Source organism: Streptomyces sp. NRRL S-31, assembly GCF_000718775.1.
GTDB lineage: Bacteria > Actinomycetota > Actinomycetes > Streptomycetales > Streptomycetaceae > Streptomyces.
The window spans coordinates 21,374-41,862 of sequence record NZ_JOCB01000040.1 but is presented as its reverse complement, the minus strand read 5'-3'; the positions used below and the strand labels follow the sequence as shown (position 1 = coordinate 41,862).

Annotated in this window: 22 protein-coding genes and 1 pseudogene; 10 read left to right on the top strand and 13 right to left on the bottom strand. The window is 73.3% G+C overall.

Annotated elements, in window-relative coordinates; all coding sequences use genetic code 11:
* The first annotated feature begins 13 nt into the window (after positions 1-13).
* The gene (locus IF37_RS0117650; RefSeq protein WP_030743199.1) at positions 14-568 is read left to right on the top strand and encodes a methylated-DNA--[protein]-cysteine S-methyltransferase; all 555 of its coding nucleotides are present in this window, start codon (positions 14-16) and stop codon (positions 566-568) included.
* Between the two features lie 98 nt (positions 569-666).
* Here the strand turns inward: IF37_RS0117650 and IF37_RS0117645 are convergent, their stop codons facing one another.
* Positions 667-1,110, bottom strand: a complete 444-nt coding sequence (locus IF37_RS0117645) for a VOC family protein (protein WP_030743197.1) — start codon at positions 1,108-1,110, stop codon at positions 667-669.
* A 99-nt stretch (positions 1,111-1,209) separates the two neighbouring features.
* Between IF37_RS0117645 and IF37_RS0117640 the strand changes: the two genes are divergently transcribed.
* Both IF37_RS0117640 and IF37_RS0117635 read left to right on the top strand, forming a co-directional pair.
* Positions 1,210-2,118 carry a pseudouridine-5'-phosphate glycosidase gene (locus IF37_RS0117640; protein WP_030743195.1) on the top strand — a complete coding sequence of 303 codons (909 nt, stop codon included), beginning with the start codon at positions 1,210-1,212 and terminating at the stop codon, positions 2,116-2,118.
* Positions 2,103-3,038 (top strand): carbohydrate kinase family protein, encoded by a 936-nt coding sequence (locus IF37_RS0117635; RefSeq protein ID WP_030743248.1) that lies wholly within the window; start codon positions 2,103-2,105, stop codon positions 3,036-3,038. The genes IF37_RS0117640 and IF37_RS0117635 overlap by 16 nt, the downstream gene beginning before the upstream one ends.
* A gap of 61 nt (positions 3,039-3,099) precedes the next feature.
* On the opposite strand, the gene IF37_RS0117630 is transcribed toward IF37_RS0117635, so the two are convergent.
* Positions 3,100-3,894 carry a methyltransferase domain-containing protein gene (locus IF37_RS0117630; protein ID WP_030743193.1) on the bottom strand — a complete coding sequence of 265 codons (795 nt, stop codon included), beginning with the start codon at positions 3,892-3,894 and terminating at the stop codon, positions 3,100-3,102.
* A 194-nt stretch (positions 3,895-4,088) separates the two neighbouring features.
* On the opposite strand from IF37_RS0117630, the gene IF37_RS0117625 reads away from it, so the two are divergent.
* Positions 4,089-5,216 carry a magnesium and cobalt transport protein CorA gene (locus IF37_RS0117625; protein WP_030743191.1) on the top strand — a complete coding sequence of 376 codons (1,128 nt, stop codon included), beginning with the start codon at positions 4,089-4,091 and terminating at the stop codon, positions 5,214-5,216.
* Positions 5,217-5,320: 104 nt separating this feature from the next.
* Here the strand turns inward: IF37_RS0117625 and IF37_RS0117620 are convergent, their stop codons facing one another.
* Together IF37_RS0117620 and IF37_RS0117615 are read right to left on the bottom strand one after the other, a co-directional pair.
* Positions 5,321-5,953: a uridine kinase gene (locus IF37_RS0117620; RefSeq protein ID WP_030743189.1), complete on the bottom strand. Its 633-nt coding sequence runs from the start codon at positions 5,951-5,953 to the stop codon at positions 5,321-5,323.
* A gap of 43 nt (positions 5,954-5,996) precedes the next feature.
* Positions 5,997-6,158: a helix-turn-helix domain-containing protein gene (locus IF37_RS0117615; RefSeq protein WP_253915794.1), complete on the bottom strand. Its 162-nt coding sequence runs from the start codon at positions 6,156-6,158 to the stop codon at positions 5,997-5,999.
* On the opposite strand from IF37_RS0117615, the pseudogene IF37_RS46635 reads away from it, so the two are divergent.
* Positions 6,128-6,301: pseudogene (locus IF37_RS46635) on the top strand (hypothetical protein); the annotation flags it as partial. The gene IF37_RS0117615 and the pseudogene IF37_RS46635 sit on opposite strands and share 31 nt — an antisense overlap.
* Positions 6,302-6,381: 80 nt before the next feature.
* Here the strand turns inward: IF37_RS46635 and IF37_RS45830 are convergent.
* Positions 6,382-6,702, bottom strand: a complete 321-nt coding sequence (locus tag IF37_RS45830) for a hypothetical protein (protein ID WP_030743185.1) — start codon at positions 6,700-6,702, stop codon at positions 6,382-6,384.
* Between IF37_RS45830 and IF37_RS0117605 the strand changes: the two genes are divergently transcribed.
* The gene (locus IF37_RS0117605) at positions 6,701-8,188 is read left to right on the top strand and encodes a glutamate synthase subunit beta (protein WP_030743183.1); all 1,488 of its coding nucleotides are present in this window, start codon (positions 6,701-6,703) and stop codon (positions 8,186-8,188) included. The genes IF37_RS45830 and IF37_RS0117605 overlap by 2 nt on opposite strands.
* Before the next feature lie 115 nt (positions 8,189-8,303).
* Here the strand turns inward: IF37_RS0117605 and IF37_RS0117600 are convergent, their stop codons facing one another.
* Positions 8,304-8,912, bottom strand: a complete 609-nt coding sequence (locus IF37_RS0117600) for a carboxymuconolactone decarboxylase family protein (protein ID WP_052845232.1) — start codon at positions 8,910-8,912, stop codon at positions 8,304-8,306.
* Positions 8,913-8,959: 47 nt separating this feature from the next.
* Here IF37_RS0117600 and IF37_RS0117595 point away from each other — a divergent pair, with 47 nt between their 5' ends.
* Positions 8,960-10,399 (top strand): PLP-dependent aminotransferase family protein, encoded by a 1,440-nt coding sequence (locus IF37_RS0117595; RefSeq protein ID WP_030743179.1) that lies wholly within the window; start codon positions 8,960-8,962, stop codon positions 10,397-10,399.
* 105 nt (positions 10,400-10,504) lie between these two features.
* Here the strand turns inward: IF37_RS0117595 and IF37_RS0117590 are convergent, their stop codons facing one another.
* The 3 genes from IF37_RS0117590 to IF37_RS0117580 form a co-directional block, all read right to left on the bottom strand.
* Positions 10,505-11,314: an SAM-dependent methyltransferase gene (locus tag IF37_RS0117590; protein WP_030743177.1), complete on the bottom strand. Its 810-nt coding sequence runs from the start codon at positions 11,312-11,314 to the stop codon at positions 10,505-10,507.
* A gap of 114 nt (positions 11,315-11,428) precedes the next feature.
* Positions 11,429-11,683: a DUF397 domain-containing protein gene (locus IF37_RS0117585; RefSeq protein WP_030743175.1), complete on the bottom strand. Its 255-nt coding sequence runs from the start codon at positions 11,681-11,683 to the stop codon at positions 11,429-11,431.
* Positions 11,684-12,544, bottom strand: a complete 861-nt coding sequence (locus IF37_RS0117580; protein ID WP_030743173.1) for a helix-turn-helix transcriptional regulator — start codon at positions 12,542-12,544, stop codon at positions 11,684-11,686.
* A 215-nt stretch (positions 12,545-12,759) separates the two neighbouring features.
* Between IF37_RS0117580 and IF37_RS0117575 the strand changes: the two genes are divergently transcribed.
* The 3 genes from IF37_RS0117575 to IF37_RS0117565 all read left to right on the top strand — a co-directional run bounded on the left by IF37_RS0117575 (position 12,760) and on the right by IF37_RS0117565 (position 16,396).
* Entirely contained in the window at positions 12,760-13,581 is an 822-nt protein-coding gene (locus tag IF37_RS0117575) for an ATP-binding protein (RefSeq protein ID WP_079165785.1), read from the top strand.
* Complete coding sequence (locus tag IF37_RS0117570; protein WP_253915793.1) at positions 13,578-14,066, top strand: hypothetical protein; 489 nt, start codon at positions 13,578-13,580, stop codon at positions 14,064-14,066. Before IF37_RS0117575 ends, IF37_RS0117570 begins: the two co-directional genes overlap by 4 nt.
* Before the next feature lie 188 nt (positions 14,067-14,254).
* A complete protein-coding gene (locus IF37_RS0117565; RefSeq protein ID WP_079165784.1) occupies positions 14,255-16,396 on the top strand; it encodes an ABC transporter ATP-binding protein in 2,142 nt (713 codons plus the stop codon).
* Positions 16,397-16,466: 70 nt separating this feature from the next.
* Here the strand turns inward: IF37_RS0117565 and IF37_RS44945 are convergent, their stop codons facing one another.
* From IF37_RS44945 to IF37_RS0117545, 4 genes are all read right to left on the bottom strand, one after another.
* Positions 16,467-16,643, bottom strand: coding sequence for a hypothetical protein (locus IF37_RS44945; RefSeq protein WP_173456879.1), 177 nt, complete (start codon positions 16,641-16,643; stop codon positions 16,467-16,469).
* Positions 16,644-16,795: 152 nt separating this feature from the next.
* On the bottom strand, positions 16,796-17,440 hold the full coding sequence (locus IF37_RS0117555) for a DUF899 domain-containing protein (protein WP_030743164.1): 645 nt from the start codon (positions 17,438-17,440) through the stop codon (positions 16,796-16,798).
* 188 nt (positions 17,441-17,628) lie between these two features.
* Positions 17,629-19,485, bottom strand: coding sequence for an FUSC family protein (locus IF37_RS0117550; protein ID WP_030743162.1), 1,857 nt, complete (start codon positions 19,483-19,485; stop codon positions 17,629-17,631).
* Positions 19,486-19,613: 128 nt separating this feature from the next.
* The gene (locus tag IF37_RS0117545) at positions 19,614-20,381 is read right to left on the bottom strand and encodes a nucleotidyltransferase domain-containing protein (RefSeq protein WP_030743160.1); all 768 of its coding nucleotides are present in this window, start codon (positions 20,379-20,381) and stop codon (positions 19,614-19,616) included.
* Between the last annotated feature and the right edge of the window lie 108 nt (positions 20,382-20,489).

Below are 20,489 nucleotides of genomic sequence, written 5' to 3'. Positions count from 1 at the left end.
GTACGGTGGGCGCATGGACAGCCATGGGCAGGACGGGCAGCGGGTCGTGTGGGCCGTGGTCGACACGGACATCGGCCCGCTGATGCTGGCGGCGACCCGGGACGGCCTGGTCAACGTCGTCTTCCATGCCTCGGACGCGGTGCGCGACCGGGCGCTGGAGCGACTGGCCGCCCGGCTGGGCGGCGAGCCCCTGGAGGATCCGTGCTCCCCGCTGCTGGCCGAGGCGATACGTCAGCTGCGGGCCTACCTGGCGGGTGAGCGGCACGGCTTCGACCTGCCGCTGGACTGGTCGCTGATCTCCGGTTTCAACCGGCAGGTGCTGCGTGAGCTGGCGTCCGGTGTGCCGTACGGCACCGTGGTGGGGTACGGCGATCTGGCGGGGCGGGTCGGGCAGCCCGGAGGGGCGCAGGCGGTGGGCGCGGCGATGGGCGCCAATCCGCTGCCCGTGGTGGTGCCGTGCCACCGGGTGGTGGAGAGCGGCGGCGGCATCGGCGGCTTCGGGGGCGGGCTGGAGACCAAGCGGAAGCTGCTGGCGCTGGAGGGCGTGCTGCCCGAGCCGCTGTTCTGACCGGAACCGGCGCGGCCAGGGCCTGCCTTCCGGCTCGGCTCGGCTCGGCTCGGATCAGGCCGGCTCGCGGGCACGGCGTCTTCCGACCGGCGGCGAGGTCAGTGAGACGGATCCTGGTCGTAGTGCCGGACCTCGAAGACGTTGCCGTCGGGGTCGCGGAAGTAGAAGCTGCGGGCGGCGTTGCCGCGGGCGCCCGACAGGCCGGGGTCGATGCCGGACACGGGTACGCCGTGGTCCTCGAGGCGGGCGCGGAGGGCGTCGAAGGCGTCGGCCGGCAGGGACAGGCAGACGTGGTTGACCGGGTGGCCCGCGCTCTCGGCCGAACCGGGCAGCATCTCCATCCGCTCGGCGAACTCGTGCGGGGCGAGATCGAGAATGGTCTCCTCGTTGACGCGTACGGAGGGAAAGGCGACCTCCCCCTCGGCGAACCTGGTGACGTCGATGGGTTCCAGCCCGACGGCCGTCTCGTAGAAGCCGGCCGCGGCGACCGGGTCGGCGACCCAGAGGACGACGTGGTCGAGACGCATGGTGTGCTTCGTCATGTGTCCCAGGCTGGTGGCCCCTCCTCCGGGTCACAAGCGTTTAGCCGTGGCCGGTGCCCGCCAGAGATGAGGAAGGACCGGCGGACGGGAGGCGGGCACGTGGTGCTGGTGGTGTCGGAGGAAGTCCGGGAGGCGTTCGACGCGCGACGGCCGGTGGTGGCGCTGGAGTCCACGATCATCGCGCACGGTCTGCCCCGTCCGCGGAACCTGGAGGTGGCGCGGGAGCTGGAGGAAACGGTGCGGCGGGAGGGTGCCGTGCCGGCGACCGTCGCCGTGCTCGACGGTCGGCCCCGGGTCGGTCTCGACGAGGGGCAGTTGGAGCGGGTCGCGAACGAGGACGGCATCCGCAAGCTGGGCCACCGGGACCTGCCGCTCGCCGTGGCGGCGGGGGCGAGCGGCGCGACCACGGTGTCGGCGACGGCCCGGCTGGCCGCGCTGGCGGGCATCCGGGTGTTCGCCACCGGCGGGCTGGGCGGTGTGCACCGGGAGTGGACCGTCACCCAGGACGAGTCGGCCGACCTGGGGCTGCTGGCCCGGACGAGGATCACTGTGGTGTGCGCGGGCGTGAAATCGATCCTGGACGTGCCGGCGACGCTGCAACGGCTGGAGACGCTGGGCGTGGCCGTCGCCGGTTACCGCACGGACCGCTTCCCCGGCTTCTACCTGGCGGACTCGGGGCATCCGGTCGACTGGACGCTGGACACGCCCGAGCAGGTCGCCGCCGTCATGCGTGCCCAGGACGCCCTGGCCGCGCCGGATGCGGCGCTGATCGTCGCCCAGCCGGTCCCGGAAGCGGAACAGCTCGATCCCGACCTCCACGCGCGCGTGCTCGCCGACGCGCTGCGCACCTGCGGCGAGCAGGGAGTCACCGGGCAGGCGGTGACGCCGTTCCTGCTGGACCACCTGGTCCGGCACACCGACGGTGCCTCGCTGAGCGCCAATCTGGCGGCGGTGCGCGGCAACGTACGGCTGGCGGCGCGGATCGCCACGGCCTGGGCCGGGGTGTGAGCGCGGGGGACGGCGGAGCGCTGCTGGTCGTCGGGGACGTGGTCACGGATGTGGTCGCCCGGCACCGGGGGTCGCTCGCGGCCGGCACCGACACGGCCTCCGTGATCAGGACGTTGCCGGGCGGTGCCGGCGCCAATGTGGCCTGCTGGGCGGCCTCGGCGGGCTGCGGGGACGTGCGACTGCTGGGGCGAGTGGGCGCGGATGCCGCCTCGTGGCACGAGCGGGAGCTGGTCGCGGCCGGGGTGCGGCCCCGGCTGGTGGTGGATCCGCGGGCGGCGACCGGGACGGTGGTCTGCCTCGTCGACACGGGCGCGGCGGCCGAGCGGACGTTCCTGACGGACAGCGGGGCGTCCCTGCGGCTCGGTCCGGCCGACTGGTCGGACGCGTTGCTCGACGGGGTGACCCGACTTCACCTGTCGGGTTATCTGCTGTTCACGGAGTCGAGCCGGGCGCTCGCCGGGACCGCGCTCGTGGCGGCACGCGCGCGTGGCGTGCCGGTCAGTCTCGACCCGGCGTCGGCCGGTTTCCTGGCACGGCTGGGGGTGGACGCTTTCCTGACGTTCGCGGAGGGGCTGGACGTGTTGCTGCCCAGCCGGGACGAGGCGTGCCTGCTGACCGGGCTGCCGGATCCGGTGGACGCGGCGGCCAAGCTGAGCCGCCTCGTGCCGCTGGTGGTGGCGAAGGCGGGGGCGGACGGTGCGCTGGTGGCCCGGTCCGGCTCGGTGGTGGCCCGGGTCCCGGCCGTACCGGCGACGCCTCGTGACACCACGGGCGCCGGGGACGCTTTCACCGGTGCCTTCCTGGCCGCCCTGCTCGCGGGCGCGCCGCCGGAGGAGGCGGCGGCACGGGGTTGTGCGGCGGGCGCGCGGGCGGTGGAGCGGGTCGGTGGCAGACCACCGCTTTCGGGGAGCGTGCCTTGAGGCCGATCACGTGGCCGGCTCCGGCGCCTCAAGGCGGCTCGTGGTCAAGGAGCCGGCGGTACTACTTCTTGTACCCCCATGCCGAGATCATCGGTGCGGTGGCGAGGTCCATGCCGCCGGACTCCACATTGGCCAGGTGTCGGTCGATCTCCGCGTCGGTGGCCAGACCGGCGGCGACGAGCCGGTCCCGGATCTGACGGACCGTCGCCGCTTCCAGGGCGGTGCAGGCAGGCGAGGCCATGGGGAAGTACGCGTCGGCCTGCACGTCGCGCAGACCGGCTTCCCGGAGCAGCCGCGGGAGTTTACGGCCGTACGACAGGTCGGCGCCGCGGTCGGCGAGGAGCCGGCGGAAGCCCTGCCGCAGCCGGTTGGCGAGCCGCTGCTCGGGGCCGTACTCGTCCGGGCTGGTCAGCGGCTGGAGGGCGGGGTCGGCGTCCTCGATGAGCAACCGTCCACCGGGCCGCAGCGACTCGATCATGGACCGCAGGGCCCGTTCCCTGTCGGGTACGTGGACGAGGACCAGCCGGGCGTGGACCAGGTCGAATCCCTCTCCCGGAGGCTCCTCGGCGCTCACGTCGTGGACGCGGACCCGCACCGGCGGGCGCGCGGCGGGGGTGAGCCGGGAGGTGTCGATGTCGGTGGCGACGACCTGTCCGGTCGGTCCCACCTTCCCGGCGAGCCAGGACACGACGGAGGTGCCGCCGGCCCCGGCTTCCCAGCAGCGCCAGCCCGGGGCGACGCCGAGTTCTTCGAGGTGCCGGAAGGTCACGGGGTCGAAGAGGTCCGCGAAGGCGTCGAAGCGCCGGCCCGCCTCGCTCTGCCGGTTGTCCAGGAGGTACCCGTCCGATCGCGTCATGTCCCCGATCATCCCAGTCATCATGGTTGTTCCTCTCCGGGGTCTCTCTGTTCCGCGGTCGCTCTGTCCACAGGCGGGAACCAAGCGGAATTCCGCGTTCCCACAGGCTTGCCCGCGCTTTGCCCCGGGACTGGCAAACTTGCGGGGCAAGGCGCGGAAGCGTTGCACGAGGAGATCCACACGAGGAGATCCAGATGTCCATGGCAGGGAATCTGCGAAAGGTCACGGGACTGGGCAGGGGTGGTGGCCTGCGCAAGGTGGCGCGGCTGGCCCGGCGTCGGCCGCGCGTGGACCTGAGCCACCCCGCCAGGTCGCCCCTGGGCTCCTCGGTGGTGAACTGCGTGACGTACCAGGAGGGTGTGCGCGTGCCCGGGTGCGCCGACCTCGTGGAGGCCGTACGGCTGGTGCGCAAGTCGGGCGAGGGCTTCGTCTGGCTCGGGTTGCACGAGCCGACGGACCTTGAATTCTCGGGCATCGCCGAGCTGTTCGACCTGCATCCGCTGGCGGTGGAGGACGCGGTCGAGGCACACCAGCGGCCGAAGCTGGAGCGTTACGGGGACACGCTGTTCGCGGTGCTCAAGACCGTCTGCTACGTGGAGCACGAGCGGCTGACGGCGACCAGCGAGGTGGTGGACACCGGCGAGATCATGGCATTCGTCGGTGAGGACTTCCTCATCACGGTGCGGCACGGCCGACACGGCTCACTCGGTCCGTTGCGCGAGGAGTTGGAGGCGAATCCGCACCAGCTCGCCAAGGGGCCGGCGGCGGTTCTGCACGCGATCGCCGATCATGTGGTCGACGAGTATCTGAACGTCACGGACGCGGTGCAGTCCGACATCGACCAGGTCGAGACGGAGGTGTTCTCGGAGAACGGCGCACGTCTCGATCCCGGCCGGATCTATCAGATGAAGCGGGAACTGCTGGAGTTGAAGCGGGCGGTGGTGCCGCTGGTCCGCCCGGTGGAAGACCTGGCGACCCGTCCCATCCGGGTCGTCGCCCCGGAGATACAGACCTACTTCCGGGATGTACTCGACCATCTGATACGCGCCAAGGAACAGATCGCCGCCTTCGACGAACTGCTCAACTCCATCTTGCAGGCGCATCTGGCACAGGTGACGGTCGCACAGAACGAGGACATGCGGAGGATCACCGCCTGGGCCGCGGTGATCGCCGTGCCGACGATGGTGTGCGGGGTGTACGGCATGAACTTCGAGCACATGCCGGAATTGCACTGGGAGTTCGGCTATCCGCTGGTCATGGCGGTGATGGCGGCGGGTTGTCTGGCGCTGTACCGGGGCTTCCGGCGCAACGGCTGGCTCTGACACCGGAGCACCCCCGCGGCGCGGAGACGGCCGGCGGGCCGCCGTCGGCCGAACGCGCGGAGTGGGCCGACGACGCGAGCCGATTCGCTGGACGGTGTCGCCGGTCAGCCGTTCCAGGCGGGGTGCCGCGGATCGTCGGCACGGACCAGGACGTCCGCCGTCCCGGCCGGATCGGTCTCGGCCTCGTAGCGGGCGAAGGCGGGGAGGGTCCAGTGGTCGGACTCGGGGGTACGGCGGCGCAGGGCACCCGGGGAAAGGAGGAGATGCACGGTCAGATCGAAGGGAAACCAGTGGCGCAGCAGGAGGGGGCCGTGGACCAAAAGGATTCCGCGGGGCGGAAGTTGGACGTACGGGCTGCGGGTGGCCCGGTCCGTGACCGGATCCCACAGGTCGGGCAGGATCCGCCCGCTGCCTCCCGGGTCGAGCGGACCGAAGACCTCCCGCCACAGGGCACCCGTGTCGAACCAACCGTTGTAGTAGGACTCCGTGTCCCGCCGTCCGTGCTCCAGACGCAGCGAGGCCGGGCGGAGGAAGCCCTCGGTGCCGATGACGAGAGAGGGCCTGCCGCGTACCCGCAGCGCCTCACCGACCCGCGCGGCGAGGTCTCCGGGGTGAGCGGCCGGGGCACCGTCGAAGCCGACCCGCGGCCAGGCTCCTCCGTCGGAGGGCACGGCGTCGGCCAGCCGGTCGGCGAGCCGCTCGGCCAGCCGGTCCCAGGTGATCGCTTCGAGTCGCACAGGGACCATGATGCCGGGTGGTCCGGCGGTGCGGCGCGGACGGTCAGGCGCGGGGGCCGGCCGCGCGGCGGGGCGCGAGCAGGGCGGGAAGGTGGGTCTCGCTCCGGACACGTGCCGCGTCGGGAAGGGGGATCAGAGTGCGGCCGAGCGAGGTGAGGGCGTATTCGACGCGGGGTGGATTCTCGTCGTAGGCGGTGCGGGTCACCAGGCCGTCGCGCTCTTCGGAGCCGGGGCCGAACCGGGCGGGCCGTGACGGCCGTGACGGCCGAGGCGCGGGCGCGGGGCTACAGGGTGACGGCCGTGGTGCGGGATCCGGCGCGGCACCCGGATCTCGAAGCGGAGGGCGTCACGTTGGTGCGGGGTGACGTCACCGATTCCGGGTCGGTCAACCGGACCGCCGCCGGACATGTCGACGCCTGCCTGCCGTCTCACCGTTCAGCGGGCCGGAGCAGGGCTTTGACGCACTGGACCCCGGGTTCTTTGTGGCAGCGGTCGGACCGGTCGGTGAGCCCGGTCGGCTCGGTGAGCCCCGTGAGCCCCGTGAGCCCGGTGAGTCCGGTGAGTCCGGTGAGTCCGGTGAGTCCGGTGAGTCCGGTGAGTCCGGTGGCCGGGAAGCGCGGCAGGGAGCGCTGTCCGCCGCCCTGCGGGGGTGTCGGCGGGGACGTATCGTGGCCGAAGGTGCCGCCCGATGTCGCACGGCCCTTCGTACACCCGGTGCCTCCGGTGCCCGTACGCGAGGAAGACGCCATGGCCGATCCCAAGGGATTCATGACCACGCCGCGCCAGGAGTGGCCGCGGCGGCCCGTCGAGCAGCGGGTGCGGGACTGGGACGAGGTCTACGTCCCGGGTGCGCTGCTGCCCATCATCAGCAAGCAGGCCGACCGCTGCATGGACTGCGGGGTGCCGTTCTGCCACCAGGCCTGCCCGCTGGGCAATCTCATCCCCGAGTGGAACGACCTGGTCTCGCGGGAGGACTGGCGGGCCGCGAGCGACCGGCTGCACGCCACCAACAACTTCCCGGAGTTCACCGGGCGGTTGTGTCCGGCGCCGTGCGAGGCGGGGTGTGTGCTGGCGATCAACCAGCCGGCCGTCACCATCAAGAACGTCGAGTGCGCGATCGCCGACAAGGCGTGGGAGGAAGGGTTCACCCCGCCCCGGCCGCCCGAGCGGCTGTCCGGGAAGACGGTCGCCGTCATCGGTTCCGGGCCCACCGGACTGGCCGCGGCGCAGCAGCTGACCCGGGCGGGACACACGGTCGCGGTGTACGAGAGGGACGACCGGATCGGCGGGCTGATGCGGTACGGCATCCCCGAGTTCAAGATGGAGAAGGGGCATCTGGAGCGGCGGATCGAGCAGATGCGGGCCGAGGGGACGAAGTTCCGGACGTCGACGGTGGTCGGCCGGGACGTCTCGGCTGCCGAGCTGCGGACCCGGTACGACGCCGTGGTGATCGCGACGGGTGCGACGGCGTGGCGGGAACTTTCGGTGCCGGGCCGGGAGTTGGACGGGATACACCAGGCGATGGAGTACCTGCCGCTGGCGAATCGGGTCTGTGAGGGGGATCTGGAGGTCTCACCGCTGTCGGCCGCCGGCAAGCATGTGGTGATCGTCGGCGGCGGGGACACCGGTGCGGACTGCCTGGGCACCGCGGTGCGCCAGGGGGCCGCGTCCGTGACCCAGCTGGACATCTACGCGCAGCCGGGCGCGGAGCGCGACGAGGACAGCGAGCCGTGGCCGACGTACCCGAAGATCTACCGGCTGTCGGCCGCGCACGAGGAGGCGCGGGATCTGCGGACGGCTCCGGCGGCGGACGCGGACGCCCGGCTGTTCGCGGCGTCCACGCTCCGCTTCACCGGGGACGAGACGGGGCGCGTGCGGTCGCTGCACCTGGTGGAGGTGGACGCGCGACGGACTCCGGTGCCGGGCACCGGGCGGACGGTCCCGGCCGACCTGGTGCTGCTCGCGCTCGGGTTCTCGGGGCCTGACCGGGAGGACGGGCTGATCGAGCAGCTGGGGCTGGTGATGGGTCCGCGCGGGACGATCGCCCGGGACGACGGTTTCGCGACCAACGTCCCCGGAGTGTTCGCGGCGGGGGACGCGGCGCGCGGGCAGTCGCTCATCGTGTGGGCGATAGCGGAGGGGCGGGCGGTCGCGGCGGCTGTCGACCGCCATCTGACGGGGCGTTCCCGGCTCCCGGCCCCGATCGCGCCCACCGACCGGCCGATGGTGGTCTGAGGCCCAGTCCGCAAGCGTGGTCCGAGGAGGCCGAGCCGGGCCAAAGCTGAAGCCGAGGTCCAAGCTCCGGCTCCATGATCCAGGTTCGGGTTCGGGTTCGGGTTCAGCGAAACGGTCAGGCGGCGCGTTCGTCCGTGCCCGCCACCTTTCCCGTGGCCAGGGCCACCCGGTTCCACGTGTTGATCGCGAGGATCAGGGAGAGCACCTGGGCCAGTTCCTGGTCGTCGAAGTGCGTGGCGGCCTCCGCGTAGACGGCGTCGGGGACACCGCCCTCGGCGACCAGGGTGACCGCCTCGGTCAGGGCGAGGGCGGCCTGTTCCCTCGGGGTGAAGAAGTGCCGGGCCTCGCGCCAGACGGCGACCATGTGGAGCCGGTCCTCGCTCTCGCCGGCTTTACGGGCGTCGTTGGTGTGCATGTGCAGGCAGTAGGCGCAGTGGTTGAGATGGGAGGCGCGGATCTGGATCAGCTCGACCAGGGCGGGGTCGAGACCCTGACGGGCCGCGGCGTCGAGGCCGATGATCGCGCGGAAGACCTTCGGCGCGGCCTTGGCGAAGTCCAGGCGGGTGCGGGCGGCCTCGGCGGCGGCGATCTTGGTGCTGATGCCGGTGGTGATGCCGGGCGTGGTGGTCGTACAGGGAGTGGAGACGGCGGAGGCGGAGGCGGAGGTGGACGTCGACGTGGACGTGGAGGCGGCGGCCGTGTTCGGGTTCGTGTTCGTCGTCATCTGCTTCAACTTATGGGGCCCAAAGACCGGCTGTAGGGTGCATTTCCATGACGGATTCGTGGGTCAATTCCGCGGAGCGGATCGGTGCCGACCTGCATCTGGAGCTGTCCGGTCCGGGAGGCCGGCGGGCGGCGCTGACCAGGGCGTTGCGGGAGGCCGTGCGCGATGGGCGGCTGGCGTCGGGCACCCGGCTGCCGCCGTACCGGTCGCTCGCCGCGGACCTGGGCGTGGCCCGCAACACGGTGGCCGACGCGTACGCGGAACTGGTCGCGGAGGGCTGGCTGACCTCCCGGCAGGGTTCGGGCACCCGGGTCGCCGACCGGACGGAGCCCCTGCGGCCCACCCTCCGGACACCGGTGGAGGCGCCCCCGCGCGCGCGTGGTCCACGGCACGACCTGCGCCAGGGGACACCGGACGCGTCGGCCTTCCCGCGCGCGGCCTGGTCGGCGTCGTACCGCCGGGCACTGCTGGCGGCGCCCAGCGAGGCGTTCGGACCGGGCGACCCGGCCGGGCGGCGCGAGCTGCGGGAGACGCTGGCGGAGTACCTGGCACGCGCGCGGGGGGTGCGTACCGAGCCGGACCGGATCGTGATCTGTTCGGGCTTCGCGCACGCGTTGCGGCTGCTCTTCGGCCGGGGCGCTGGGGAGGTGCCGGCCGCGGGCGGGGTGCTGCGGGGTCCGCTCGGGGTCGAGGCGTACGGGCTGGGCTTCCACCGGGAACTGCTCGCGGCGGCCGGGGTGCGCACCGTACCGCTGGCGCTGGACGAGCACGGCGCGCGGGTGGACGCGCTCGGGCGTGAGCGGGCCGTGCTGCTGACGCCCGCGCACCAGTTCCCGACCGGCGGCCCGCTGCACCCGGAGCGCCGGGCGGCGGTGATCGACTGGGCACGCGCGCGGGGGGCGGTGGTGCTGGAGGACGACTACGACGGCGAGTTCCGCTACGACCGCCGGCCCGTCGGCGCGCTCCAGGGACTCGATCCGGAGCGGGTGATCCACATCGGGTCGGTCAGCAAGAGCCTGTCGCCGGCGTTGCGGCTGGGCTGGATGGTCCTGCCACAGCGGTATGTGGGGCCGGTGCTGGCGGCGAAGGGCGAGCGGGAGGGGTGGGCCAGCGTCCTGGACCAGCTCGCGCTCGCGGACTTCATGGCCTGTGGATCGTACGACCGCCATGTGCGGCGCATGCGGCAGACGTACCGGCGGCGGCGCGACCGGCTCGTCGCCGCCCTCGCCGAGGACGCGCCGCACATCGAGGTGACGGGCATCGCCGCCGGGCTGCACGCGGTGCTGCGGCTGCCGCCCGGCACGGAGCGGTCCACCGTGAAGGCCGCCGCGTGGCAGGGCGTCGCCCTGGACGGTCTGGCCGCGTTCCGGCATCCACGCGGCCCGGCGGCGGCCGACGACGGCCTGGTGGTGGGATACGCGGCCCCTGCGGAGCACGCCTACGCAGCGGCGCTGGAGGCGCTGTGCCGCGTGCTGCCGCCGGGGTGAACCGGTAAGCCGGTGAGCCGGTGAGCCGGTGAGCCCAGAGGACGGGGCAAGGGGCGGCCAGGGGCCGGGAGCCGGTGCGGGGCTCGCCGGATGCCGCCGTAGGTGCTAGGGCTTGCGGGCCACCGCGCCGTACCCCGGGATCACGCCGTCGTCCTGGCCCGGCACCGGTTCGCCCAGTTCGGGGTGCCACTGGTGGACCACCTCGACGCCGGGGTCGATCAGCTCCAGGCCGGCGAAGAAGCGGGTGAACGCCTCGCGGGAGCGCAGGGCGAGGGTGATGCCGGCGGCCTTGAGCTTCTCGGTGGCCGCCGCCGACTCCTCAGGGGTGAAGTCGGCCGTGGCGTGGGTCATCATCAGGTAGCTGCCGGACGGCAGGGCGGCCAGCAGCCGGGAGACGAGGTCGTGTGCGCCGTCCTCGTCGGTGATGAAGTGCAGCAGGGCGACCAGGGAGAGGGCGACCGGCCGGCCGAGGTCCAGGATCCGCCCGGCGCCCTCGATGATCGCGTCCGGGTCGCGCACATCGGCCTGGAGGTACTCGGTGACGCCCTGGGGTGTGCTGCGCAGCAGGGCCGCCGCGTGGGCCAGCACGATCGGGTCGTTGTCGCAGTAGACGACCCGGGCGTCCGGCGTGACCTGCTGGGCGACCTGGTGCAGGTTCGGCTCGGTCGGTATGCCGGTGCCGATGTCCAGGAACTGCCGTACGCCCCGCGCGGCCAGCCACCGGGTGGCCCGGTGCATGAACGCGCGGTTGACCCGGGCCATCACCGGCACCCGGGGGTCGAGGGCCAGCATCTGCCGGCCCATCGCCTCGTCGACGGGGTAGTTGTCCTTGCCGCCGAGATACCAGTCGTACATCCGCGCGGGATGCGGCTTGCTGGTGTCGATCTCGATGGCGGTCGGGTCCTGCCCTGTCATGCGGCACTCCGTGAACGTCGGACGCGTTGAATGATCAAGTCACTGTCACCATGGGGAAGCTGAGCAACAATCAAAATATCGCCGACGGACCGTGAGGCCGGGCCGTCGATGAGATCAGGTAAGCAGGAAGTCGGCCTCCCCCGCCTTGGCGCCCCGGATGAACGCGGTCATCTCGTCCATGGTGTAGATCAGCGCCGGTCCGTCCGGATCGGTCGACTGGCGTACGGCTATCCGGCCGTCGGCGAGCTTCATCGCCTCCAGGCAGTTCCCGCCGTTGCCGCCGCTCCAGGGCTTGTGCCACCCCTCGCTGCCCAACTCCCGCGCGGGCATGCCGTTGTAGACACGCCCGCGCGGCTTGATGCGTTCCATTCACAGCTCCTTGCGAAGATCCCGGAGGATCTCCTTCGTGCGTTGTGCCGTAGCGGCCTGCGCCGCCATGCGGTCCATGACCTCCAGGTGGGTCGCCACCTCGGTGCGCGCGTCCAGGTAGACGGCGCCGGTCAGGTACTCGCTGTAGACCATGTCCGGCAGTTCTGACATGGCAAATCGGAACAGCACGAAGGGCCCGTACGTCCCCGGGTGCGGCCCGTTGGCGAACGGGGCGACCTGGAGCGTCACATGGGCCAGCTTCGTGGCCTCAAGCAACTTGTCGATCTGCGCACGCATCACCTCCGGCCCACCGACCTGGCGGCGCAGGGCCGTCTCGTCCATCACCGCCCAGAAGCGGGGGGCGTCGGGACGGGTGAGCAGCTCCTGGCGTTGCATGCGCAGCGCGACATGGCGCTCGATGTCCTCCGGGCTGGTCTGGCCGATGGCGCCGGACTTCAGCACCGCGCGCGCGTAGTCCTCGGTCTGGAGCAGACCGGGGACGAAGTGCGGCTCGTATGAGCGGATGAGGGCGGCCGCCCCCTCCAGGCTGACGTACATCGAGAACCAGCCCGGCAGGATGTCGTGGAAGCGCTGCCACCAGCCGGGCAGGTTCGCCTCCTCGGCCAGTTGGACGAAGAGTTCCGCCTCGTCCTCGGGGACGCCGTAGGCCTTCAGCAGCAGTTGCAGGTACGGGATCTTGAGGGCGACCTCGGCCGTCTCCATGCGGCGGATGGTGGCGGGGGCGACGCGGAGGACCCGGGCGGCCTCCTCGCGCTTCAGTCCGGCACGTTCCCGCAGGTCGAGCAGGCGCCGGCCGAGGACCACCTGGCCCACCGTCGGCGCGGACCGCGGCTCGCTCACGCTCCCACCTCCACCGAAGCCTCCACGCGATGTCTCCTGACAGCCCTACGGCGCCATTCGAAGGTTCATTCGAAGTCCGAGGCGGATCTCCGACCACTCCAATTGGCGCCGCGCGAGGTGCTGTTGCGAGCAGTGTGCCACGGCCCCTCACCGAGTCACACAGCACTCTGCAATTTTCAGAGTGACTCTTGCCAAGTGTCCGTGGCAGGGCGATAGTGGCAGGCGTGATTCCGTCCGCGCCTTTAGGAACAGACGCCGCCGCAGGCCCTCGCGGTCTCGGTGCCGATGGGGGTTCCCCCGCGCGAGCCGGTGCGAGCGCGCGTGAGGGCGTCGTCCCCCGGGGGCGCGCCGCCGGGCGCTCCTTCCGCTTCGAGCTGGCCGCACATCCCGGTTCCGTCGCCCAGGCCAGACGCCTGACGCGCGCCCGGCTGTCCGGCTGGTCGGTCTGCGCGGACACCTGCGACAACGCGGCCCTGGTCATTTCCGAGCTGGTCACCAACGCGATCGTGCACACGGCGAGCGGCCGGGTGGTGTGCGAGCTGCACGACCACGACGACACGGTGCGCATAGCCGTACGCGACGAGGGCTGTGCTCCTGGTGAACCCCACCCGTCCCCGCAGCGACCCGACGAGGAGCACGGGAGGGGATTGCTCCTCGTCGACGTGCTGTGCCGGTCCTGGGGTGCCCAGGAGCACGGCCCTGGACTGCTGGTCTGGGCCGAGCTGTCCCGCCGGACCGACGCCGACCCGGACCCTGCGGAGCCGCGGGGCGACCTGGGCTGGGGCGCCCGCCCCAAGCCGGGCCGCCCCGACGACTCCGATGTCTCCGATGTCTCCGATGTCTCCGACGACAAACGGTCGGCCGAGGCGGGCCTGCGGGACGCGGAGTTCGCCGGGCGCGGCGAGTCGGGACGGCGCGGGCACGGGGAGCGCTGGCAGCGCGGGCAGGCCGAGCCGGCGCGGTACGAGCAGGGGGAGCCGGGGCAGCAGTACTCGTACCGCGCGCCCGGGCAGCGTCTCCCCGGGGAGCACCGATGACGGGCGTCGGCGGTACCGGGAGCGGCGCCGGGAGGTCCGGTGGCATCGGGGGATCCGGTGGCATCGGTGCCGGTCCGGGGGCCGCGATCGGCCTGAACACGCTGGTACGGCTGCAACGCCGGCGGCCCGCGCCGGACCCGGGCCGGCGCCTGTCCCTGCCGGACGGCATGACGGCTCCGCTCGGCTGTGACGCGGTGGCCGTCCCCGACCGCCTCGGTCCGCTCGTCGTACCCCGGCTGCCGCGAGTGGGCTGCGTGTACGCCGACGGCACCCGCTGGTGGTGGATCGTCCCGTCGGACTCCGACTACGCGCTGCCCTGGCCGGCCCCGGCCCGCTACGCCACCGGTGCCCTGATCAACGGCACCGCCCGGCTCATCCACCGCCCCGAGGGCACCGTCCCATACACCCCGCCGATCCCGCTGTACCTGGCGCTGTGCCGGGTGACGGACACGGTCCCGGACTGGTCGCGGGCAGCGTCGGCCTGACCGCCGCGCGGACCGCGTCGGCCTGACCTCCACGCGCGCCGCCCGGTCCGCCCGGACGGCGCGCCACCCGCCCGCACCGCCGCGGACCGTGCTCCCCCCGCGCCCCTCGCACTTCTCCTCGCGCCCTGCCGGGCCGCCGCCCCGGCCGCGATAGTGGCCGTTCCGTCGGGGTCGTACGGGAGGTCACGGTGAGGAAGAGACGGGGGGCGCCCGAGCCCGTGGTGTCGGCGTCGGAGAGGCTGCTGTTCGGCGGGCCGCTGCGGTACGACATGGGCTGGAACCAGCACGCGGACGCCTTTCTGACGCTGAGCTTCCGGGCGATGCTGGTCCGGCTGCCGGGCATGCTGGCGTCGAGTCTCCGGCTGGCCCGGCAGGCCGACGCGCGGGCCGCACGGGTGGTGCTGTGCGCCGAGGTGGGCCGGGGCGCGGCCCAGGCGGTGAGTCTGCTGGCCGTGAACAGCGCGCTCGGCAAGCTGCTCACCGGCCCGGACATCGAGCAGCGGCTGCGGTCGGCCGCCCCCGCCCTGGTGGTGATGGCCACCGTGATGCTGGTCGCGGCGCTGCTGCGGGGCGCCTCGACGTACGCCACCGGACGGCTGGAGCCGAAGGTGGAGCGGGTGGCGACGGAGCTGTACCTGGAACGCGCCGCGAACGTCGAGCTGGCCGCGATCGAGGACCACGCCTTCCACAAGCTGCTGGACACGGCCCAGTACGGCGCGCGGTCCGCCCGGCACATGATCGGCTACGGCGCACGGGTGATCAACGCGATGATCTCGCTGGTCGCGGCGGCGGGCGTGCTCACCGTGCTGCATCCGGCGCTGCTGCCGCTGCTGGTCACGATGACCCTGCCCAGCGCGTGGAGCGCGCTGACCAACGCCCGGCGCCGCTACGAGTCGTTCCACACCTGGGTGCAGCACTCGCGGGCCGGCCAGTTGATCGGCAACCTGCTCACCGAGCCGGCCGCCGCCCCGGAGATCCGGGTGCACGCGGTGGGCCCGTTCCTGTTGCGGCACTTCCGGTCCATGTCGGAGACCGCGGAGGCGGAACAGGCCCGGTTGTCCCGGCTGGCCGCCCGGACCGGCCTGATCGCCGCCGCCTGGACGGGCCTCGCGACCCTGGCGACCTACGCGACGCTGGGCGCGCTGCTGCTGGGCGGCGCGATGGCCCTGGCGGTGGCCGGTACGGCGGTGATCGCGATCCGTACGGGGGCCGCGAGCCTGGACACGCTGGTGCTGGAGATCAACCAGTTGCACGAGGAGGCCCTGTTCGTGGGGGACCTCGAACGGCTGTACGTGGCGGCGGCCGAGCGGGCCATCCCGGCGGGCGGAGAGCCGCTGCCGGAGGACCCGAAGGAGATCCGCTTCGAGAACGTCACCTTCAGCTATCCGCACGACGAGCACCCGGCCGACGCTCAGCCGACCGACGCGCACCCGACCGACTCGCACCCGGCCGGCCTTCCCCCGGGGACTCCGCCCCGCCCCGCCCTGGACGACGTCACCCTCACCCTGCCCCTGGGTCGCATCATCGCGCTCGTCGGCGAGAACGGCTCGGGCAAGACCACCCTGGTGAAACTGCTCGCGGGGCTGTACACCCCGAGCCGCGGCCGGATCCTGTGGGACGGCGTCGACGCCGCGCGGGCCGACCGGCGGCTGCTCGCCGAGCGCATCGCGATGGTGGCCCAGGACTTCAAGCGCTGGCCGTTCACCGCCCGGGTGAACGTGGCCGTCGGCCGCTCCGCCGCGCCGATGACCGAGGAACGCCTGGCCGCGTCGATCGCCGAGGCGGGCGCCCAGGAGGTGGTCGCGGAACTGCCGCGTGGCCTGGACACCCTGCTCGCCCGGAACTTCAGCGGCGGTCACGAGCTGTCCGGCGGCCAGTGGCAGCGGTTGGGCATCGCCCGGGCCGCCTACCGGCGCGGGAGCATCCTGATCGTGGACGAGCCGACGGCGGCCCTGGACGCGCGCGCCGAGCTGGAGGTCTTCGAGAAGATCCGGGCACTCGCGGACGGCGGGCAGACGGTGGTCCTGATCACCCACCGGCTGGCCTCGGTACGTCACGCCGATCTGGTGCACGTCCTGGAGCAGGGGCGCCTGGTGGAGTCCGGCACCCCGGAGGAGCTGCTGGCCAGGGGTGGTGTCTACGCCGAGCTGTACACGCTCCAGGCGCGGCAGTTCACTGCGGGAACACCGGCGCGGGCGGGAACGGGGACGGTGGCGGCTGCGGCTACGGCTACGGCTACGGCGACTGCGTCCGGTTCGGCTTCGGCGGCCGCGTCGACCCCGGCTCCGGCTCCGGCGGCACAGAAGGTACCCGCGCCGAAGCCGGCCTGAGACGGCTCACTCGGCCGTCTCACGGACCGTCTCACCGGGTCGTACCACCCGGCCGTCTCACTCGGGCGTCTCAATCGGCCGTCCCGCCGCCGCGGACGATCACCAGGAACGTGTCCGTCGCGAGGTCCATGACGACCTCGGCGGGCAGCCCCTCGAGACGCCGGGCGTGCGCGAACTCCTCCGCGGGCCAGGAGCCTCGCGGACCACCGGCGGGAAAGCGTTCGAGCACCGTTCGCCCGTTCACCATCTCGCACCTCCAGAAGCGTTGTCCGTGTAGGAGTTAACGCCCTGGAGAGGGGCAACGGCCTGGTCGGTGATCCAACTGAGACATTGCCGACACGGGGTCGGCGCGGACCGTGAGGATCCGTTCACCTTGTGACACGAACCGTACGTTCCGTGTCAGCAGTCGTACTCGTCGTGCAGCCTCAGCCGGTCGCTTCCCGCGGGGTGGCGGCCGAGCGCGGTCAGGTCGAGCAGGGCCGTGGTGGTGCCCAGCACGTCCAGTCCGTCGTCGTACACCGAGTAGGTGTGGAAGACCCGGTCGTGGTCGCGCAGGAAGCAGCTGACGCCCGGGCGTTCGACCGGTTCGCCGCCCGACTCGACGGTGGCGGCGAAGTCGTGGTTGAAGTCGCTGTGCGCCGAGGAGTACCACGGCACCGCCCAGCCCATCCGGGCCTTGAACGGCAGGATGCGGGTGAACGGCGCCCGGGAGACGGCCGCGAAGGAGGTGTTCCGGGCACGCAGATGGGCGAGGTGGCCGACCTGGTCCAGGAAGGCCGCGCAGCACGGGCAGCCGGTCTCCCACTCCGACGCGAACATGAAGTGGTGGACGACGAGCTGGGTCCGGTCCTCGAAGAGGTCGAGGAGGGTGGCCTTGCCGTCGCCGCCCTCGAAGACGTACTCCGGGTCCACCTCGACCATGGGCAGCCGCCGGCGCTCGGAGTCCAGGACCTCACGCGCCCTTCTGACCGCCTCCTCCTTGCGGCGTAACTCCTCGCGCGCCGCGCTCCACTGCTCGCGCGAGACGATCTCCGGAAGCGACATGGGCCCTCCTGTCCGACGGTCGGTTCGGGGTGGTGACCGCCGGCGGACGCGGAACTCATCGCGGGGCGTGGAAATTTTTCCAGCCGAGCGGCACGAACCGGCGAGCAGGCGGCCGACCGGGCTGGGCTGGGCTGGGCTGGATTGGATCGGATCGGACTGGATCGGGCTGGGCTGGGCTGTGGGGGCGGCTACGCGGCGGCGGGCAGCCGCACCACCGGTACGCCCTGCTGCTCCAGTTCCGCCAGCGCCTCCCGCAGCCGGTGGACGTGCCGGGGGGTGAGCCGCCCGGTGTCGTCGAGGTGCACGGCGCAGGCGGTGGTGGTGTCCACGAGCCGTTCCAGCGCCTCGGCGACGGCGTCCGTGCCCTCGGTGTGCCGGGCGAGGGCGGGCAGCTCGGCGGCGGACAGCGCGATGGCGGAACGGGCCTCGGCGAGGGTCCGGTAGGCCTCCCGGCGCAGCGCCCACCGCTCGGGACGGTCCCCGGAGGCGCCGAGGACGTGCAGGAGGTAGGCGTGCGCGGCGCCACCGGCCGCGGCGAGCCGGTCCCGCACCCCGCCGCCGTGCCGCCCGGGCATCGGCAGGTGCCCCACGAGCAGCACGAGCGCACAGGCCAGCAGGGTCTCGCCGATCCGGCTGACCGATGCCTGCGGCTCGCCGCCGGCCATGATCAGGGCGAGGACGAGGACGGTGGCGACGGCGGTGAGCGCCGCGAAGTTCCGGATGGCGACCGGTATGAGGGCACCGCACACCACCACCAGGACGACCAGTCCGGCCGGGCGGGGCAGCAGCACGGCGAGACCGGCGAACACCACGGCGCCGAGCACCGTGCCGGCGGCCCGGCACAGCACCCGTGAGGCGAGCGGGCCGAGGTCCGGCTTGACGAGGAAGACGGCGGTGGCGGGCAGCCAGTACCAGTGCGCGTGCTGCCCGTACCAGCGGGCGTGGTGCAGGGCCTGGGCGATGGCGGCGCTGGCGCCGAAGCAGAGGGCGACGCGCACGCCGTACTCGCGGCCGCCGGCTCCGAGCGCGGCCCGCAGCGCGTGCCGGACGCCGCGGCGCCGGCCGAGCAGCCCGCGGTGCGCGCCGTCGCCCCGGTCGAAGGCGTCGGCGGCCCGCAGCAGGGCGTCGTCCAGGGCACGCAGGGCGGGGGCGGACCGGTGGGGCGCGGGCAGGGGTCCGGGGCCGGCGTTGTTCCGCACCGCCGCGGCCAGCCGCCGGGGCCCTTGCGCCGCCCGCGCCGGCACGGGCTCCCCGGCCCAGTGGAGCGCGGTGGCCGCCTCGGCGAGGGGCAGGGCCGCCGCGAACTGCGCGTGCAGCCGGCGCTCGGCGGCGGAGCCGGCGTACCGGCGCAGCCGGGGTCCGGCGAGGGCGTCCTGGGCGTGGTCGAGCGCGGCGGTCAGCGCGGCCCGGGCCGCCGTGGTCCGGGCTCCGCCCACGGCCTCGACGAGCCCGGCGATCGCGTCGTACACGTCGGCGACCGCCTTCCGCTCCCCGTCGAACCGGAAGTCCCCGGTGAGCGAGCCGGGGGTGGGCAGGACGATCCGCAGTGCGAGCAGCCAGCCGGCCCCGGCGAGGAAGGCGAGCGCCCGCTGCCAGCCGGGCTCGGCCGCCGGCGTCCCGGCGCCGATGGCCGCGGCGACGAGCAGCTGGGTACCGGCGGCGGAGGCGACCGGCCCGACGGCGCTGACGCCGCCCGCGAGCAGCCCCAGCGCGGCGAGCGCCAGGGTCAGCGGTACGGCGGTCAGCCCCTGCCCGGCGTACGTCCCCGCGAGCAGTCCCACTGCCCCGGCCAGCGCGGGCACGCCGAGCCGCCGCACGGAGGCGCGCCTGCTGCCCGGCCGGTCGTTCATGCCGGCGAGCATCGCGCCGATGGCGGCGAGCACCCCGAGGGCCGTCCGCCCGGCGAGCATCCCGGCGAGCAGCGCCGGCCCGGCGGCGAGCGCTCCCCGGCACACCGCGTTCCAGGGGACGGGGCCGCGCTGGGCACGGAAGGCGTGGGCTAGCCAGAGGGGTACGGCGGGCCGGTTCACGGGGCTCCTGTTCATACGAGGGCGGAGTGGGCCCTCGGACGACGGTGGCCGACGGGTGAGGCTCCACGGTAAACCGCGTTCCCCGCGCAAACGGAACGATCACGTTTCGGCCGTGTGAAAGCCGCCGGGAAGCACCGGCATCTTTATGAACGCAATGCCCCGGCGATAATTCCCTCGGTCCTGGTGACGGCGTCGGCGAGGGTCTCGGGATCGGCCCCGAGGCCGCCCAGCACCGCGTCCACCGCCCGCAGCCCGGCCCGCTCCAGCAGCCGCTTCTCGTTCGTCACCCACTCCCCGCGGGCCGCGAGGACGGCGTGCGCGGCCTGGACGGCGGCCGTGGCGAGTGCCCCGGCGGTCTCCGTGAGGCGGCCGTGCGGGGCGTGGTTGGCCCGGGCGTAGGAGAGGGTGGCGCAGGCGGAGCCGGACCAGTGGCCGGTGGCGGAGCGGCGTAGCTTCGGCGGGTATCCGGCCGGGCGCGGGAGGTCGCCGCGCAGGACCCGGTTGCCCGCCAGTTCCGCGACGACCAGGTAGCTGGGGATGCCGGCCAGGTGGAACAGCAGCGGCTCGACCCGGAAGCGGCCCTCCTCCGCCTCCGCCAGTTCGTGTGCGACGGCGTCCAGGTTCCGGTAGTGCACGTCGACCCGGCGGCCGTCGATGGTCAGCCAGGCGCCGCCGTTGAAGACACCGCCGCCCCAGCCGCCGATGTCGGAGACCTCGCCCGGCCAGCCGAGGGCGCGCAGGTCGTCCGGGTCGAAGGCGCCGCGGTAGTAGACGGCGAGGTCCCAGTCGCTGTCCGGGCGGTGGGTGCCCTCGGCTCGGGAGCCCCCGAGGGCCACGGCCCGGACGGCGGGGAGGGCGGCCAGGCGGTCGGCGGTGCGGGCGAGGAAGTCGCTGTCCGATGGCTCAGGCATGCGCCCAGCCTGCCGCAGCGGTGCCTGGTGCCGCTCCCGGAATTCCGGTGGCGCCGCGGGGCGGGCCCGGCTAATTCGGATGCGGGCGGGGTGACGGAGGCCCGATCA